15 protein-coding genes and 1 pseudogene are annotated in these 17,739 nt (G+C 41.2%); 2 read left to right on the forward strand and 14 right to left on the reverse strand.

Annotation, left to right across the window (positions count from 1 at the left end; translation table 11 throughout):
* Positions 1 to 129: 129 nt before the first annotated feature.
* From BFM96_RS01770 to tsaB, 13 genes and pseudogenes are all read right to left on the reverse strand, one after another.
* Positions 130 to 1,551, reverse strand: a complete 1,422-nt coding sequence (locus BFM96_RS01770) for a helix-turn-helix domain-containing protein (RefSeq protein ID WP_068989586.1) — start codon at positions 1,549 to 1,551, stop codon at positions 130 to 132.
* Positions 1,552 to 2,115: 564 nt separating this feature from the next.
* A complete protein-coding gene (locus BFM96_RS01775) occupies positions 2,116 to 3,315 on the reverse strand; it encodes a phosphoglycerate kinase (RefSeq protein WP_067087696.1) in 1,200 nt (399 codons plus the stop codon).
* Positions 3,316 to 3,456: 141 nt separating this feature from the next.
* On the reverse strand, positions 3,457 to 4,467 hold the full coding sequence (gene gap, locus BFM96_RS01780) for a type I glyceraldehyde-3-phosphate dehydrogenase (protein WP_068989590.1): 1,011 nt from the start codon (positions 4,465 to 4,467) through the stop codon (positions 3,457 to 3,459).
* 363 nt (positions 4,468 to 4,830) lie between these two features.
* Positions 4,831 to 5,502: a CPBP family intramembrane glutamic endopeptidase gene (locus BFM96_RS01785; protein WP_068989593.1), complete on the reverse strand. Its 672-nt coding sequence runs from the start codon at positions 5,500 to 5,502 to the stop codon at positions 4,831 to 4,833.
* Positions 5,503 to 5,642: 140 nt separating this feature from the next.
* Positions 5,643 to 5,861 carry a hypothetical protein gene (locus BFM96_RS01790; protein WP_068989596.1) on the reverse strand — a complete coding sequence of 73 codons (219 nt, stop codon included), beginning with the start codon at positions 5,859 to 5,861 and terminating at the stop codon, positions 5,643 to 5,645.
* 293 nt (positions 5,862 to 6,154) lie between these two features.
* Positions 6,155 to 6,886 carry a CPBP family intramembrane glutamic endopeptidase gene (locus BFM96_RS01795; RefSeq protein ID WP_068989598.1) on the reverse strand — a complete coding sequence of 244 codons (732 nt, stop codon included), beginning with the start codon at positions 6,884 to 6,886 and terminating at the stop codon, positions 6,155 to 6,157.
* Positions 6,867 to 7,055, reverse strand: a complete 189-nt coding sequence (locus BFM96_RS01800) for a hypothetical protein (protein ID WP_068989601.1) — start codon at positions 7,053 to 7,055, stop codon at positions 6,867 to 6,869. The genes BFM96_RS01795 and BFM96_RS01800 overlap by 20 nt, the downstream gene beginning before the upstream one ends.
* 328 nt (positions 7,056 to 7,383) lie before the next feature.
* Positions 7,384 to 8,028, reverse strand: coding sequence for a CPBP family intramembrane glutamic endopeptidase (locus BFM96_RS01805; RefSeq protein WP_068989603.1), 645 nt, complete (start codon positions 8,026 to 8,028; stop codon positions 7,384 to 7,386).
* A gap of 22 nt (positions 8,029 to 8,050) precedes the next feature.
* Entirely contained in the window at positions 8,051 to 8,272 is a 222-nt protein-coding gene (locus tag BFM96_RS01810; RefSeq protein ID WP_068989606.1) for a hypothetical protein, read from the reverse strand.
* A gap of 273 nt (positions 8,273 to 8,545) precedes the next feature.
* A pseudogene (locus BFM96_RS01815) lies at positions 8,546 to 9,408 on the reverse strand (Rgg family transcriptional regulator).
* Between the two features lie 260 nt (positions 9,409 to 9,668).
* The gene (tsaD, locus tag BFM96_RS01820; RefSeq protein ID WP_068989611.1) at positions 9,669 to 10,682 is read right to left on the reverse strand and encodes a tRNA (adenosine(37)-N6)-threonylcarbamoyltransferase complex transferase subunit TsaD; all 1,014 of its coding nucleotides are present in this window, start codon (positions 10,680 to 10,682) and stop codon (positions 9,669 to 9,671) included.
* Positions 10,672 to 11,112 (reverse strand): ribosomal protein S18-alanine N-acetyltransferase, encoded by a 441-nt coding sequence (rimI, locus tag BFM96_RS01825; RefSeq protein WP_068989613.1) that lies wholly within the window; start codon positions 11,110 to 11,112, stop codon positions 10,672 to 10,674. Before rimI ends, tsaD begins: the two co-directional genes overlap by 11 nt.
* Positions 11,109 to 11,792 (reverse strand): tRNA (adenosine(37)-N6)-threonylcarbamoyltransferase complex dimerization subunit type 1 TsaB, encoded by a 684-nt coding sequence (tsaB, locus tag BFM96_RS01830; RefSeq protein WP_068994111.1) that lies wholly within the window; start codon positions 11,790 to 11,792, stop codon positions 11,109 to 11,111. Before tsaB ends, rimI begins: the two co-directional genes overlap by 4 nt.
* A gap of 167 nt (positions 11,793 to 11,959) precedes the next feature.
* Between tsaB and BFM96_RS01835 the strand changes: the two genes are divergently transcribed.
* Positions 11,960 to 12,190, forward strand: coding sequence for a DNA-dependent RNA polymerase subunit epsilon (locus BFM96_RS01835; RefSeq protein ID WP_068994113.1), 231 nt, complete (start codon positions 11,960 to 11,962; stop codon positions 12,188 to 12,190).
* 2 nt (positions 12,191 to 12,192) lie between these two features.
* Positions 12,193 to 13,872 (forward strand): ribonuclease J1, encoded by a 1,680-nt coding sequence (gene rnjA, locus BFM96_RS01840; protein ID WP_068989617.1) that lies wholly within the window; start codon positions 12,193 to 12,195, stop codon positions 13,870 to 13,872.
* 182 nt (positions 13,873 to 14,054) lie between these two features.
* Here the strand turns inward: rnjA and rpoC are convergent, their stop codons facing one another.
* Positions 14,055 to 17,711 (reverse strand): DNA-directed RNA polymerase subunit beta', encoded by a 3,657-nt coding sequence (gene rpoC, locus BFM96_RS01845; protein WP_068989619.1) that lies wholly within the window; start codon positions 17,709 to 17,711, stop codon positions 14,055 to 14,057.
* Positions 17,712 to 17,739 lie beyond the last annotated feature (28 nt).

Here is a 17,739-nt window from a genome sequence, read left to right on the forward strand (position 1 = left end):
TTTTGGTACTTCTATTATACACAATAAACTCTTTAAAATCCTATCAAGTTTTTCAAAATTTCTAAAAAGTTTGATAGAATTTCACAAACTTTCTGCCACAAAGAAAACAGCTAAGAAGTTACTCAAGTCCTAGCTGGTTTCTTTTACGATTTTTTGGATGAAATGAGCAATAGCTTCCATATCCTTTCTTGAAAGCATCCCTTTTATCCGATAGAGAAAAGGCGAAGTATAGCTCATCTCTGTACTGTTGGTAATGACACAGTCATAAGTCTCCCCTGCCTGGTAAGGTTCAAAATGAATCAAGCGATTATTTCCTAAATAGTGAGACAGGGCACTGACCATCACCTCATACTGCATACTACTACCTGCCATATCCATCCCTAACAGGATATGATGACTCACCTTTTCTGTCACAAAACAAATGAGCTGTAAAAATTCGCCTTCTACTTGCTGCCTAAGAGTCATCGACTTGATGTCCACTAAAGTGGTTAATTGCTCTGCCAAGGGAAATTCTCGCTCAGACATCAAGGGACGAAGCATCCGCTTCATTTCCAAGCTATCATAGGGAGTACTGGCTATGCCTCCATGGAAAAAATAGATTTTTCCAAAAGACTGGCTCAAAACGTAGGTCATCTGTTCGTGCAACTCTTCGCCAAAAACACCTGATTCTTTTAGCAATCGAATGCCCTTGGTGGTTAGTTCCATGACCGGGCCACCAAAACCAAGAATATACTCCATTGTGGATACGGGAAGCAAGGACGTGCTTACTAAAAAGGCAAATAAACAGCCCACATCTTCCTGACGTGCTTCAAAAATAGAGGGAGCCAGCAGCTGCAATCGTTGATAAAAGCGATTGTCTTGATACGGAAATAGTAGCTTTTCTAGCGCCTTCATCTCTTGCACATCTACTGTTTTTCGCTGTTCACTGATGTAAAACCAAAGAGCCAATTCCTTGGTTTGATGATGGTTAAACGAAGCACCAGATAAACGCTCTAGCACATCCATCTCTCTTTGGCTACGCCCTTCTAGCTGAAGTTTGTCCCTTTGCTGGGCTGTCCAAGTTTTTCTAAACAATTCATAGTAAAAATAGCGGATATGATGTTCCTGCCCTTTTAGACGACCATTTGAAATACTGAGTTGAAACTCTGCCAGTACTTGATTGAGCAAAGATAAGTGCCTATTTAAGGTCGCTTCACTAATCAGTAATTTTTGAGATAGGGATTGGATAGAAAAATGCCCATGATGAAACACATGGCATAAAATCTGGTATTTCACTGATGTTTCTAGAAAAACTGAAACCAGCGATTCCCAAGATAATGCAGCTCCCATTTCTAAAAATAATTTTTCTTCTTGATAGAAAATCGAAAAATCAAGGTGCCTATCCTCTGCAAACTCATTTAAGGTCTCTGTATATTTCAAAAGCGTGGCTCGTGACAGTCCTGTTTCTTGACCAACCTCTTTGAGCATGATTGGCTTCTCTTGATGAGCCAGTAGGGAGAGGAGCAAATATTGCCCAGCTTCTGCCTTCTCCATAATATCCCCTAGTTGCATGCTTCCTCCTCCCTATGACCTCACCCTTTTCATACATCTCAAGAGCCAGATTTAGAACTCATTCATTCCTAAAATCAAAAGTTATTTTCGTGAAGTGTCATCACTTTCTCACAAATATTATACTACAATCAAGACTAAAAAACCTTGTTGACGTTTTCAAATGCAACTTAGAGCAAAATCATGTAACGAAGGCTAAGCAGATTGATAAAGTCTCTTTAATCACTTCCTCTTTCCCAGTTAGCCCACAAGTTCTAGTCACACTTTACCGTCGAAACTCTACGGTTTAGCAAGCCTTCTTCACAGAAAAAAGGGCAGATTAGAAATCCACCCTTTTGCTAGCATTTTGCCTTCTTTATCTCTAAAACGATGATTTTGCAGAGATGATTATTTTTCAGTAAGAGCTGAAAGTCCTGGCAATACTTTAGATTTTCTAGTTCGCTAAGCCTCACAGAAACTCTACGCGATGCACAGAAAAGGGAGTGGGACAAACTGCTCAAACTATAAAAATAAGGAGGCCAGGGACTTTTGTCCCAGCCTCTTTTCTAGCCTTCCATCATGAGAAGATTATTTTTCTGTTAATGCAGACAAGCCTGGCAACACTTTACCTTCTAACAATTCCATTGAAGCTCCACCACCTGTAGAGATCCATGAGAATTTGTCTGCACGACCAAGGTTGATGGCTGCTGCAGCTGAGTCACCACCACCGATGATTGATTTCACTTCTGGCTGTTTAACAATCGCATCCATCACACCGATTGTTCCAGCTTGGAAGTCAGGATTTTCAAAGACACCCATAGGTCCGTTCCAAACAACTGTTTTCGCACCTGTAAGAGCTTCGTCAAATTTAGCAATTGATTTTGGACCGATGTCAAGACCAAGGAAGCCTTCAGAAACTGCTTCAGCATCTGTATCACGGACTTCTGTGTAGTCAGCAAAAGCATTTGCTTCTTTTGAGTCAACTGGCAAAATCAATTTCCCATTTGCTTTTTCAAGAAGAGCTTTCGCTACATCTAATTTATCTTCTTCCACAAGTGAATTTCCGATTTCAATCCCTTGTGCTTTGTAGAATGTGTAAGTCATCCCTCCACCGATAAGGACTTTATCAGCTTTTTCAAGAAGGTTTTCAATGACACCAATCTTATCAGAAACTTTTGAACCACCAAGAATTGCCACAAATGGACGAACTGGATTTTCAACTGCTTCTTGGATATAGGCAATTTCATTTTCAAGGAGGAAACCTGCAACTGCTTTTTCAACGTTTGCTGAGATACCTACGTTTGAAGCGTGTGCGCGGTGAGCTGTACCAAAGGCATCGTTAACAAAGATGCCATCTCCAAGAGAAGCCCAGTATTGGCCAAGTTCTGCATCATTTTTTGACTCTTTCTTGCCGTCAACATCTTCAAAACGAGTGTTTTCAACCAAAAGAACTTGTCCATCTTCAAGCGCATTGATTGCTGCTTCCAATTCTGCTCCACGAGTTGCTCCTGGAATGAAGACAACATCTTGACCTAATTTTTCTGCCAAGTTCGCAGCAACTGGTGCAAGCGATTTGCCTTCTTTATCCGCTTCTTCTTTCACACGACCAAGGTGAGAGAAGAGCACCGCACGTCCACCTTGCTCAAGGATATACTTGATAGTAGGAAGGGCTGCTGAAATACGGTTGTCATTTGTAATCACGCCATCTTTCAAAGGAACGTTAAAGTCAACACGGACAAGGACTTTCTTGCCTTTCAAGTCAACGTCTTTTACAGTAAGTTTTGCCATTTTACAAAAACTCCTCTTCTTTATTTTATACTCTCTCATTATACCATATTTTGGAAATTAAAGGAAAGATTTCACAAGAAAAATCGAAAGAAATTTTCTGAACACAAAAAGAGAGGGAATTCCCTCTCTTCAATCGCTCAATTATTTTGCAATTTTTGCAAAGTACTCAAGTGTACGAACCAATTGAGCTGTGTATGACATTTCGTTATCATACCAAGATACAACTTTCACCAATTGTTTGCCGTCAACATCAAGAACTTTTGTTTGAGTTGCGTCAAACAATGAACCGTAAGCCATACCTACGATATCTGAAGAAACGATTGGATCTTCAGTGTAGCCGTATGAATCGTTTGCAGCAGCTTTCATTGCAGCATTTACTTCATCAACTGTTACATTTTTCTCAAGAACAGTTACCAATTCAGTTACTGATCCTGTTGGTGTAGGGATACGTTGAGCAGCTCCGTCCAATTTACCGTTCAATTCTGGGATTACAAGACCGATAGCTTTTGCAGCACCAGTTGAGTTAGGAACAATGTTTGCTGCACCAGCACGAGCACGGCGAAGGTCACCACCACGGTGTGGTCCGTCAAGGATCATTTGGTCACCAGTGTAAGCGTGGATAGTTGTCATCAAACCTTGAACAACACCAAAGTTGTCTTGAAGTGCTTTAGCCATTGGAGCCAAGCAGTTTGTAGTACATGATGCACCAGAGATAACTGTTTCAGTACCATCAAGAATTTCATGGTTTGTGTTGAATACAACTGTTTTCACATCGTTTCCACCAGGTGCAGTGATGACAACTTTCTTAGCACCGTTAGCATGGATGTGTTGCTCAGCTTTTTCTTTAGATGCAAAGAAACCAGTTGCTTCAAGAACGATGTCTACACCGTCAGTAGCCCAGTCAATGTTTCCTGGTTCGCGTTCAGCAGAAACTTTAACGAATTTACCGTTAACTTCGAATCCACCCTCTTTAACTTCTACAGTACCGTCGAAACGACCTTGAGTTGTGTCGTATTTCAACAAGTGTGCAAGCATAACTGGATCTGTAAGGTCGTTGATACGAGTAACTTCAACACCTTCTACGTTTTGGATACGACGGAATGCAAGACGTCCGATACGACCGAAACCGTTAATACCAACTTTAACTACCATCTGTGATTTCCTCCTTAATTGAAAATCAAAAAATTTTTTATGTGAAAAGAGTAACTTGATAGGATACAAATCATCTTTCAACATTCCTATTATATAACTATTTAAGAAAAAATGCAAGCAATTTCATTAGAATTAAGAATTTTGTCATCCGTTTTCTGAAAAATTCCTAACTGACTTCTGCTTGTAGAAGGAGAGAAATACCTAGAGTTAAGAGAGGCACCAAACACTTGAAGAATAGAAATGTTAGACAGAACATCCAAAATAGAGTTTATCCTAAAGTTCCGAAATGGCAACTACTCCTTTATCCAAAGCTAACTCGATCTTTTCAACCAGATAGATTATACATACAACAAAAAGCTAAGTTTATCTCATCGTTATCTGCAACATGGTCACAAAACTATTCCAAGCAATGTGAAGTAGAATCGGATAATAAATCGACTTGGTTTTCCGACACAAGCCAGCAAATAGCAGACCACCTCCAAAATAAACCACGAAACTAGACACACTCCAACCATGCTGTAACACATGAATCAAGCTAAACAAGGCTGAGGAAATCAAGACATCCAAATGATACTTCTGAAAGGATTGAAGGCTTGCCATGAGCAATCCACGGTAGAGCAACTCCTCACAAATCGGACCGACAAGGCTCATAGTTAAAATGAATTGTATAAAAAAGGCAGTTCCTGATAGATCCTGAAAGAGTAGTTCTCCTCTCGCTTGATTCTCTGGCAAAGGCAAAAAGAGGACAGTCAAGTACCACCAGAAATACATGAGCACAAAAGTCCCCACCGTAACTCTTAGATAACTCCATTTCCACTCAAATCGGCGAAAGATTTCACCTTCTCCCATCAGATATAGCAAGACAACCGCTCCGACTCCTTGAATAGCGGTCAATAAAAGCCACACGGTAAAATAACCCGTGGCAGGTAAAGACCGAATAAACGTCAAAGCCATAACCTCTTGCACCCCAAACTGAGAAAAGAAAAGCAAGAAAATGATTAAACTGTAAATCCATACTTGCCTGCACTTAGACATAAATATCCCTCCTAGATTAAAGATAATATAACAAAAAAGGAGAGAGCCTCGCTTAAAATGATTTATAATTTTGCGGTGAAACTCTACTCCCCTATTGAGCAATATTTTTTAGATGTCAACCCTAACTCTACAAGCTATATTTACGGCTTTTTATAATAACTACTAGGAATATTGCCCCACCAGCCTAGACCATTATACATAGAGCTATAATAATTGGGTACAGGGCCACTTACGCCATAACCCATAATGGAAGGACCTCCACCTCCATACGGATTAGGAATGGGTTGATACCCTCCCTCAACTTCCATCAATTCCTCTGCTGTCAACTCCATAACTGCTGCGTTTTTTAAATTAAGCATAACGTTTCTCCTTTATGTATTTTATAATTCATCATTCCTAGCTAGCATACGGATGTATAAATTACATCCTCAGTATAACACTTAAATAGAGAAAATCTAAAAAATCGCATATTTGATATTTTTTCGTTCAAAAATTTCTTATTTGCGATTTTTAGTGTTCAGACCTTTTTGCGAATATAATAGGCCTATTCGAAAACTCGACGAGGTAATTTTAAACCAAGTGTATAAATGAGTTTTTAACCTGCTGTGCCTCAAAATTGAATGTTTCTGAACAAGTCTAATAAAAAGCGAGTTTATCGAAACGTAAAATAAAACCAATTATAAATAAATATCCAAACAGGAGTCAGAAAAATCCCTAAATTCCAACATGCATGTAAACAGATTGTCCACTTCAAACTATTAGAAAAACGGTAAAACCCTCCCATAATCAAGCCAAATAAACTATAAAATAGAAAAGTATTGAAATGTGGAGTTCCTAAGATTATATGCCCCACTCCAAATAGTGCTGCCGAAAAAATTACATCTAAATAATAAGGAGAATGTTTAAAAAATTGATTCATCACATACCCTCTATGGAAAAATTCTTCTAATATCGGAGTTACGACAACTAAAATAAATCCGTTTCCTAGAGTATACAACCATTCAACACCATAAGAAGAAATCTTTCGATAAAGTGTGGCATTCATACCTTGAATATAGGGGATTGGAAAGAAGCGATTTCGAAACCAAATCATCACATACATCATTAGAAGTGCGACGATAAATACCAGCAAATCTTTCCGACGCCATCTCCCCTTTTTCCAAATCAAACTCTGAGTGTCCTCATCTAAAAGACGATAACTAACTACTGATAAGAAAATTAATTGAACCGAAACAAGTAAACTAACGGAGTCCAGACCTGTTTTCATCCAAATAGCTAAAAAAAGAGCGAGGCGTTCTGGAACCAAAATCACCATCAACCCTAATAGAACTACTATAATTTTTTTCATATATTCAACCGTTTTATTAACCAACTCTAATACCATGTGCCCAAGCATTCATTCTTGCAGCCATAGAAATTGGACTATAAAATTCTGACATATACGGAGGTGGAGGAAATTCTCCATCGTAAATACTATACCATGCTCCTGCTCCATCTATATTCATCATTTCTTCATCGGTCAATACGATAAAGTTATTTTTATTTGTTTCCATAATCTTTCTCCTTTATGTATTTTATAATTCATCATTCCTAGCTAACATACGGATCCATAAATTACACTCTCAGAATAACACTTGAATAGAAAAAATCTAAAAAATCGCATATTTGATATGTTTTCATTCAAAAATTTCTTATTTACGATTTTTAGTGTTTAGAGCTTTTTGCGAATATAATAGGCCTATTCGAAAACTCGACAAGGTAATTTTAAACCAAGTGTCTAAATGAGTTTTTGACCTGTTATGCTTCAAAATTTAAGGTTTCTGAACAAGTCTAATAAAAAGCGAGAGATATTTCATCAAACTAGCAACTAAATCTCTTTCACTATGCAAAAAAGAGCATAATAATCCTTAAAAATAGATTATAAGACATATGACTAACAATACTGTAATAAACAGAACCTGTCTTTTTAAAAACCCAGACCAGAATCCAACCTATTCCGAAATAACGGATGAAATCAGTCCAGAGAAATCCATGCTGTAAAACATGAATCAAGCTGAATAAGCTCGCCGACACAAACCTATCTAAAAAAGGAATCGGGCATGATTTAAAATTAAATAGTATAAGCCCTCGAAAAACTAATTCCTCTGTAATCGGAGCGATAATCGCTGCATAAACAAAAAATAAAGCTGTTAAATCATCTTGATTCAGTTGATTTAAGGCCTCTTGATTACGAGTCACGGGCATCACCAAGGAAGTCAGGAAAGACCAAACTAAAATCAATCCAAAAGCTCCAAGTAACACCCCTAGAAATCGCCATTTCCATTTCGGTTTTTTCAGAGCTTCATGCTTATATAAAAAATATCCTGCCAATAGGCCATGAATTGCTACTAGACTATATCCGACAAAATAATAAACTACATCAGATAAATTAGACAATATCGGTAAACTGAAGATAAACGGTATTCCACACTGATAAGAAAAAAGGAGAATCACCATAAAACTCCAATTTCGAATTTGATTTTTCACAGATAATCCTCCTTGAAATATTTTAAGGTCGCTTCTTCCCAAATAAAGCTCCACCGAGATCTACTGCCCAACTCCATGGACTTCGATTAGGAGATAGATTGCTACCTGCCCAACCTGGATAAACCCCTATAGAGCCTAGGCCTCCACCTCCATACGGATTAGGAATGGGTTGATACCCTCCCTCAACTTCCATCAATTCCTCTGCAGTCAACTCCATAACTGCTGCATTTTTTAAATTAAGCATAACGTTTCTCCTTTATGTATTTTATAATTCATCATTCCTAGCTAGCATACGGATGTATAAATTACATCCTCAGTATAACACTTAAATAGAGAAAATCTAAAAAATCGCATATTTGATATTTTTTCGTTCAAAAATTTCTTATTTGCGATTTTTAGTGTTCAGAGCTTTTTGCGAATATAATAAATATAACGTTTATATTGGAGGTTTTATATGAATAAACGATTAGTCTATATACTTTTTGATATAGTTGCTGTTATTATTATCTACTTTCCACTATTTCCTCAAAGTTAACTCATATTGAGTTAACTTCATTCTTAATAATGCAACTAGTTGCTCATTATTAAGAAGCTCCAGAGATTGAATAAAATTTTCAATCTCTTTTTTATTTTTTCCATTTCTTTCTATAAAGTCCTTAACATATACTAAAAATTTCAGAAGAATTTGTTCAAAAACGTCGTATGGAGTTAAAATATCTTCTAATTCTTTCTTAAAAATGGGTATATAGTCTAATTTTTTACGTTCTATCATCTCGGAGATTAAATTTAGTAATATATTTTTAATGTATAAAGTATTCTGTAGTAAATTGCGAAATTCTTCTGATTTTCCGAGTAATTCCTGTCCCAAAAAGAGCAAATCTTGATCCGTGAAAAATGGCATGGTATTGCAGAAAAGATAGAGTTCAAACCACGTCCAAGACTCAATAGCATAGAGATATTCCGTGATAAACACCTTATCATCATCGAGTAACGGATAACTAGGGTCTAGCGAATGTAAGGCACTCTTGATCACAATGCCATTTAATCTAGCATAGCGATTGTGCTCATCTTGCTCTAATGTTTCTAATAATAATTTTAAAAAATCCATCTCCTGATGGGCGAAAGCCGCAACAATTTTTCTACCCATGCGGATATGTTTGGCTTCCCTATATCCATTTAATTTATGAGCAAATTCATCAAAGGTCATATTGATGCCATCAATGGCTAAGAGCAAGCGGTCTGCAGAAAGCATAGACTGTCCTAACTCAAACTTAGATAGTTGAGAAGCCGTTAACGCTCCTTGGCAACTTCTTTTTGCTTAACTCCTCGTGCAAGTCGTAACTCCTTGTAAAATTCACCCAATTCTATTTTTTCTGCCATTAAATCACCTCTCAGTCAATAGTTAGCTCTATTTTTATTCGCTACGAACTCTGAAAGTAGGAAAGTTAAAGAAAAATCACGTCTTCAATTACATACCTTCATTTCTTGCCAAAATAGCGTCATCTTTTCTCCTGTTCAATTCTCTACTTTTCATGCTCATCCTTGTCTTCTACACTGTTTTACTTGCTATATTATATCATAGATAAGATGGCATTTTCAAAAAAATTTTGCTAAAAAGAAGCCTTTCGGCTCCTCTGTTTTCATAATTCCATGCTATCAAAAGCAAGGCTTGGTTTAGCATTGAGGGAAAGGTCAGCGAAATTCTCCTTATTCCATTCACTGACACTGGCATAGGCAATCATTCCTGCATTGTCCCCGCATAGACGCAACGGTGGTATCACGATTTCAACATCCTGAATGTCCCGTGCCAGTCTTTCTCGTAAGCCTTGGTTCGCTGCGACACCCCCAGCAACAACTAAGGTTTTGACTGGGTATTTTTCCAGTGCTTTTTTAGTCTTGGCGAGCAAAATATCTAAAACCGCTGCTTGAAAACTAGCGGAAAGATGCTTATTATCAAGCATTTCACCTCGTTGCTCGGCATTATGATAGAGGTTGATAAAGGCTGACTTGAGCCCAGAAAAGGAAAATTCCAGATTGTCTTCTTTAATCATCGCACGCGGAAAATTGTAGATGTCCTCTCCCTGATGAGCTAGTTCATCAATTTCACGCCCTGCTGGGTAAGACAGCCCCATGACACGACCAACCTTGTCATAAGCCTCACCGACCGCATCATCACGTGTCTCCCCAACAATCTTGTAGTCACCTGCTTCTGAAACGTAGACCAGCTCCGTGTGTCCACCACTGACCAAAAGGGCAAGAAGAGGAAATTCTAAGTTTTTGACACTCTGAGCCGCCATCAAATGCCCCGCCATGTGGTTGACAGGAATCAAGGGAATGCTGTGTGCCCAAGCAAAGCTCTTGGCCGCAGCAAGTCCTACAAGGAGTGCTCCTACAAGACCTGGACCGTAGGTCACAGCGACCGCCGTTACATCGCTCTCGTCAATCCCAGCCTGAACCAAGGCCTCCTCGATACAAGCCGTAATGACCTCCACATGATGGCGACTGGCCACTTCTGGAACCACTCCTCCAAAACGCTTATGGCTCTCGATTTGGCTAGCAATCACATTGGACAATAGTTCTGTTTCATTTTTCATCACTGCAACACTAGTTTCGTCACAGGATGTCTCAAAAGCTAATATATATCTATCTTTCATTCGGTTCTCTCTTCATGATAATCGCGTCTTCCATCGGCGCGTGATAATAATTTTTCCGTCTGGCGATTGGGGTAAACTCTTCCTTTTGGTAAAATCGCAGAGCTGGGCTATTCGATGCTCGCACTTCTAGAAAAATTTCCTTCTGCTGAGGGAGCATCGAAAATAACTGCCTAGCAAGCCCTCGCCCCTGATAAGCTTTTCGGACTGCAATGTGCAAGATTTCTACTTCAAAATCCGACTCCTGTATCGCAAGAAAACCCACTACACGTGCATTTTCCAAGGCAATCGTGTACTGCGTCAAAGGATTTTCTAAATCACTGGCAATCTGCTCCACTGTCCACGGACTCACATCGTAGACATCTAGAAGCAAGTCGTGGATTTTCCCTGCCCAGTCTCCTTGCTGTCCGTCTAAAATCTGTAGCTCAATCATAGGCGTTTGATGTAGGATTGACCGTCTTCTGTGTGGTCTTTGAGCCAATTTTCCTCTGCCTCAACTCGTTTGAGATAGTTGGGTACAAAATCATGGATACTAACAGGAGGCAGCTCCAAGCCCAATCGACCAAGATGATAAGCATTTGGCAAGGTTTCCTGCCAACTAGCCTTTGGAAGACTTGCCTTAATCTGCTCTACAAAACCCGTCACTTCTCCAACAAAGGTCACTGTCGTTGCTTTCTTTGCTCGCTCCAGCACTTCTTCAAAAGAGAGATGAGCCTCTGGTGCCACTGCACGACAATTTTCATAAAATCCTGCATATACATGGTTTCGTCTTGCGTCCATGATTGGAACTACCAAGCCAGCCACTTCTTCTGGAATGAGTGCTTGCAGGCTTGACACCCCAACAAGGTCAATTTTCAAGGTGTGAGCCAAGGTTTTTGCCGTTGCCACGGCCATTCGTAAACCTGTATAGCTCCCCGGTCCCTCAGCTACCACGATACGCTCCAAATCCTTGGGCATCAAATCCAAGCTAGTCATCAAAAACTCAATAGCTGGCATTAGGGTTATACTGTGATTTTTCTTGATAGTCAAGGTCATCTCTGCCAAAAGCCTTGTATCGTCTAAAATCGCTAAGGCTAAGGCCTGACTTGATGTGTCAATACTTAAAACTTTCATCATTCAACTTTCCTTACTTGATTCTCCCTCTTATTTTATGATATAATTGACATAATTGCAACGAATCAAGGTCAATCTATTACCCAGAAAACAAAATAATTTGCTGCCTCTAAGAAAAACAGGGGCGATTTTCTGATAGTTTGATCATGAAGATGAAAGGAAATGAAATGATTTACAAAGTTTTTTACCAAGAAACAAAAGACCGTAGCCCACGTCGTGAAAACACACGCTCACTTTACATGGAAGTAACAGCAGAAAACGAATTGGAGGGCCGCATCAAGGTCCGCCAGCTAGTCGAAGAGCACACAAACTACAATATCGAATTTATCGAGCTATTGTCTGATAAGCACCTCGAGTACGAAAAGCAATCGGGCAACTTTGAATTGACGGAGTTTTAACCATGTCTTACACCTTAAAATCTGAAGAAGTAGGGGTATTTGCCATCGGTGGACTCGGTGAAATCGGAAAAAACACCTACGGAATTGAATACCAAGATGAGATTATCATCGTGGATGCTGGGATTAAGTTCCCAGAAGATGACCTCTTAGGCATTGATTATGTCATCCCTGATTACTCTTATATCGTGGAAAATATTGACCGCGTGAAAGGGGTTCTCATCACGCACGGTCACGAGGACCACATTGGAGGAATTCCTTTCCTTCTCAAACAAGCCAACGTCCCAATTTATGCAGGTCCTTTGGCACTTGCCCTTATCCGTGGCAAGTTAGAAGAACACGGTCTTCTACGGGATGCAAAACTCTACGAAATCAATCAAAACACGGAATTAACATTTAAAAACCTCAAAGCAACCTTCTTCCGCACAACTCACTCGATTCCTGAGCCTCTAGGGATTGTGATCCACACTCCTCAAGGAAAGATTGTCTGCACGGGAGATTTCAAGTTTGACTTCACACCAGTAGGTGAGCCAGCAGACCTTCATCGTATGGCCGCGCTTGGGGAGGAAGGCGTTCTTGCCCTCCTTTCTGACTCGACCAATGCCGAAGTGCCAACCTTTACCAATTCTGAAAAAGTCGTTGGCCAGTCTATCCTGAAAATTATCGAGGGTATCAAGGGTCGGATTATCTTTGCCTCCTTTGCTTCCAATATCTTCCGTCTCCAGCAGGCGACAGATGCTGCAGTGAAAACAGGACGCAAAATTGCTGTCTTTGGTCGCTCGATGGAAAAAGCCATTGCCAACGGAATTGAGCTAGGCTATATCAAGGCACCAAAAGGTACTTTTATTGATTCCAATGATTTAAAAAATTACCAGGCTGACGAAATTCTCATCATGTGTACTGGAAGTCAGGGAGAACCCATGGCTGCCCTTTCTCGGATTGCCAACGGGATGCACCGCCATGTACAACTCCAACCAGGCGATACTGTGATTTTCTCTTCTAGCCCAATTCCTGGTAATACCACCAGTGTCAACCGCTTGATTAACATCATCTCCGAGGCTGGTGTCGATGTTATCCATGGAAAAATCAATAACATTCATACGTCTGGACACGGTGGGCAACAAGAGCAAAAACTCATGCTCCGCCTCATCAAGCCTAAATATTTCATGCCTGTCCATGGGGAATACCGCATGCAGAAAGTCCATGCAGGGCTCGCAATGGACACTGGTATCCCTAAAGAAAATATCTTTATCATGAATAATGGGGATGTTCTTGCCCTCACAGCAAACTCCGCTCGCATTGCAGGTTCATTCAATGCCCAAGATATTTATGTTGACGGCAATCGTATCGGTGAAATCGGAGCTGCAGTCCTTCGCGACCGCAAAGATTTGTCCGAAGATGGTGTTGTGTTAGCCGTTGCAACGGTAGATTTCAAATCAAAAATGATTTTAGCTGGACCTGATATCCTCAGCCGTGGCTTTATCTATATGCGAGAATCAGGCGATCTCATTCGCCAAAGCCAACGCTTGCTCTTTAATGCAATTCGTATCGCATTGAAAAATAAAGATGCCAGCATTCAATCGGTCAACGGTGCTATTGTCAATGCCCTTCGACCATTCCTCTATGAAAATACAGAACGTGAGCCAATTATCATTCCGATGATCCTCACCCCAGACGAAGAATAAAGGAAACCATCTCCCTCTTTCTGTAAAAAGGGAGATTTTTTATTTCAGCATAGAAAAAATCGCAGGCACAGAGCACTGCGATTTTTAGGTTTATCCTAATCTGACTAGATAACGAAACTGCAAGTAGAACTAGCGTTCAACACAGTGAGTTAACGAGGTCAGATTTTGAATGTTGATAAGTATTAATCTTCCACTACTGTTTCCACTGTAGACACTTCTTCTACTTGGTCATCTGTAACGACTTCTGGATCAATGATTTCGACTTCATTCACCGCTTGTGGTTCCAAGTTACGGTAGCGAGCCATACCTGTACCAGCTGGGATAATCTTACCAATGATAACATTTTCTTTCAATCCAAGGAGATGGTCTTTCTTACCGCGAATTGCTGCGTCAGTAAGAACACGCGTTGTTTCTTGGAAGGAAGCTGCTGACAAGAAACTGTTGGTTTCAAGTGAGGCCTTGGTAATTCCCATAAGGACTGGACGGGCTGTTGCAGGAACGCCACCTGAAATGACAACATCTCGGTTGGCATCGGTAAAGTCCGTGATGTCCATCAAGGTACCCATGAGAAGGTCGGTATCCCCTGGATCCATAATCCGCACTTTGCGAATCATTTGACGCACCATAACCTCAATGTGTTTGTCTCCGATTTCTACCCCTTGGCTGCGGTATACTTTTTGAACTTCAGAAAGAAGGTAGGTTTCAACAGACAAAACATCGCGCACAGCAAGCAAGTGTTTTGGTTGGATAGATCCTTCAGTGAGGGCTTGTCCACGAGAGACTTGATCGCCCACTTCCACTTTCATGCGGGCTGTAAATGGCACCACGTATTCCCCTTCACCGGTTTGACCTTTCACAAAGACTTTCTTAGTCCGAGTAGAAGCGTCTTCTTCGATGGCAGTGACTTCACCCTTGACTTCTGTGATGACCGCTTCCCCTTTCGGATTGCGGGCTTCAAAGATTTCTTGGACACGAGGAAGACCTTGTGTGATATCAGTATTTGAGGCAACCCCTCCCGTGTGGAAGGTACGCATGGTCAACTGAGTACCAGGCTCACCGATTGACTGAGCGGCAATAGTTCCCACTGCTTCTCCGACCTCAACAGCATCACCAGTTGCTAAGTTAATACCGTAACAATGACGGCAAACTCCATGGCGAGTGTCACAGGTAAAGACAGAGCGAATTGTTACTTCTTCTACACCAGCATTGACAATCTCACGTGCAATATCTTCGGTAATCAACTGATTTGGACCGATGATAACAGCACCTGTTTCTGGATGTTTGACTGTCTTTTTCGTATAACGACCATTCAAACGCTCTTCGAGTGGTTCAATCATTTCCTTACCGTCGGTAATCGAACGAATCAGAAGGCCACGGTCAGTGCCACAGTCATCCTCACGGATAATCACATCTTGAGCAACGTCAACGAGACGGCGAGTCAAATAACCAGAATCGGCTGTTTTCAAGGCCGTATCGGTCATCCCTTTACGAGCACCGTGGGTAGAGAAGAACATTTCCAATACAGAGAGTCCCTCGCGGAAGTTTGATAGGATTGGCAACTCCATGATACGACCATTCGGTGCAGCCATCAATCCACGCATACCCGCAAGCTGCGAGAAGTTGGAGATGTTACCACGGGCTCCAGAATCCATCATCATAACGATTGGGTTCTTTGGATCTTGGTTGGCAATCAGGCGTTTTTCCAATTTTTCACGGGCTGCACGCCATTCTGATGTTACAGCATTGTAGCGCTCATCGTCTGTAATCATCCCGCGACGGAATTGTTTGGTAATTTGTTCAACACGATGGTGTGATTCTTCGATGATTTCTGCCTTGTCATCCACCACAGGAATGTCGGCAATCCCCACTGTCAAGCCAGCAAGGGTTGAATGGTGGTAGCCCAAATCTTTCAAGCGGTCAAGGAAGGCTGACGTTTCTGTTGTACGGAAACGCTTGAAGATTTCGGCGATGATATTTCCAAAGTTTTTCTTCTTAAACGGAGGATTAATCTCCAAAGCTTCGATAGCCTCTTTCGCATTCTGACCAGAAGCTAAGAAATACTTGCTCGGCACACCCTCTGTCAAGTTGGCATTGTTTGGCTCTTGTTGGTAAGGGAATTCATCTGGCATGATGGCGTTGAAAAGAATCTTCCCAACTGTTGTTAACAAAATCTTATGCTTTTGTTCTTCTGTCCAAGGTTTGTTTAAGCTGTCTGTCGCAATACCAACACGCGTATGCAAGTGAACATAACCATTCTTCAAGGCCATAACGGCTTCATCCGCGTCCTTAAAGACCATTCCTTCGCCTTCACGGCCAGCTTCTTCCATGGTCAAGTAATAGTTCCCCAAGACCATATCCTGAGACGGAGTTACAACTGGTTTTCCATCTTTTGGATTCAAGATGTGTTCCGCTGCAAGCATCAAAATACGTGCTTCTGCTTGTGCCTCTTCAGAAAGCGGCACGTGAATCGCCATTTGGTCTCCGTCAAAGTCGGCATTGTAGGCCTCACACACAAGCGGGTGCAAACGAAGTGCCTTACCATCAATGAGAACTGGCTCAAAGGCCTGAATACCAAGTCTGTGAAGGGTCGGTGCACGGTTCAACAGCACTGGGTGTTCTTTGATCACTTCTTCCAAGATATCCCAGATACGCTCATCGCCACGTTCCACCAAGCGTTTGGCAGCTTTTACGTTCTGAACGATATCTCGTGCAACAATCTCACGCATCACAAATGGCTTGAACAGCTCAATCGCCATTTCACGTGGCACACCACATTGGTACATTTTAAGCGTTGGACCAACAGCGATAACGGAACGTCCTGAGAAGTCAACCCGTTTTCCGAGCAAGTTTTGACGGAAACGTCCTTGTTTTCCTTTCAGCATGTGGCTGAGGGATTTCAGCGGACGGCTACCTGGACCTGTAATCGGACGACCACGGCGACCATTGTCAATCAGAGCATCGACTGCTTCTTGGAGCATCCGTTTCTCATTTTGCACGATGATCCCTGGAGCATTCAACTCCAAGAGACGTGCCAGACGATTGTTCCGGTTAATCACACGGCGGTACAAGTCATTCAAGTCTGACGCTGCAAAACGTCCACCGTCCAACTGAACCATCGGACGCAAATCTGGCGGAATGACTGGTAGGATATTTAAAATCATCCATTCAGGCTTGTTCCCAGATTTATAAAAGGCATCTAAAACATCCAAACGACGTACGGCTTTAATGCGTTTTTGACCAGAAGCCGTTTTCAACTCTTCTTTAAGTGCTAGAATCTCTTTTTCCAAATCCACTTGTTTTAGAAGATCCTGAATCGCTTCTGCTCCCATTTTAGCCACGAAAGAGCCATGTCCGTACTCGCGTAGTTTCTCACGGTACTCACGCTCTGTCATGATAGACTTGTGCTCAAGTGGTGTATCTTTTGGATCAATCACCACATAAGCAGCAAAGTAAATCACTTCCTCAAGAGCACGAGGGCTCATATCCAGCGTCAAGCCCATGCGGCTTGGAATTCCTTTAAAGTACCAGATATGAGATACTGGAGCTTTCAATTCGATATGCCCCATACGCTCACGACGCACTTTTGCACGCGTTACTTCAACCCCACAGCGGTCACAAACAATTCCCTTGTAACGAATTCGCTTGTATTTTCCACAGGCACATTCCCAGTCTTTGGTTGGGCCAAAGATGACTTCATCAAATAGGCCCTCCCGTTCTGGTTTTAGCGTGCGGTAATTGATTGTTTCAGGTTTCTTCACTTCCCCATAAGACCACGAACGGACCTTGCTTGGAGAGGCTAGGGTGATTTGCATACTTTTAAAACGATTTACATCAACCACTATTTCTTACCTTTCTTCATTTTCTACA

The organism is Streptococcus himalayensis, from assembly GCF_001708305.1.
Lineage (GTDB): Bacteria > Bacillota > Bacilli > Lactobacillales > Streptococcaceae > Streptococcus > Streptococcus himalayensis.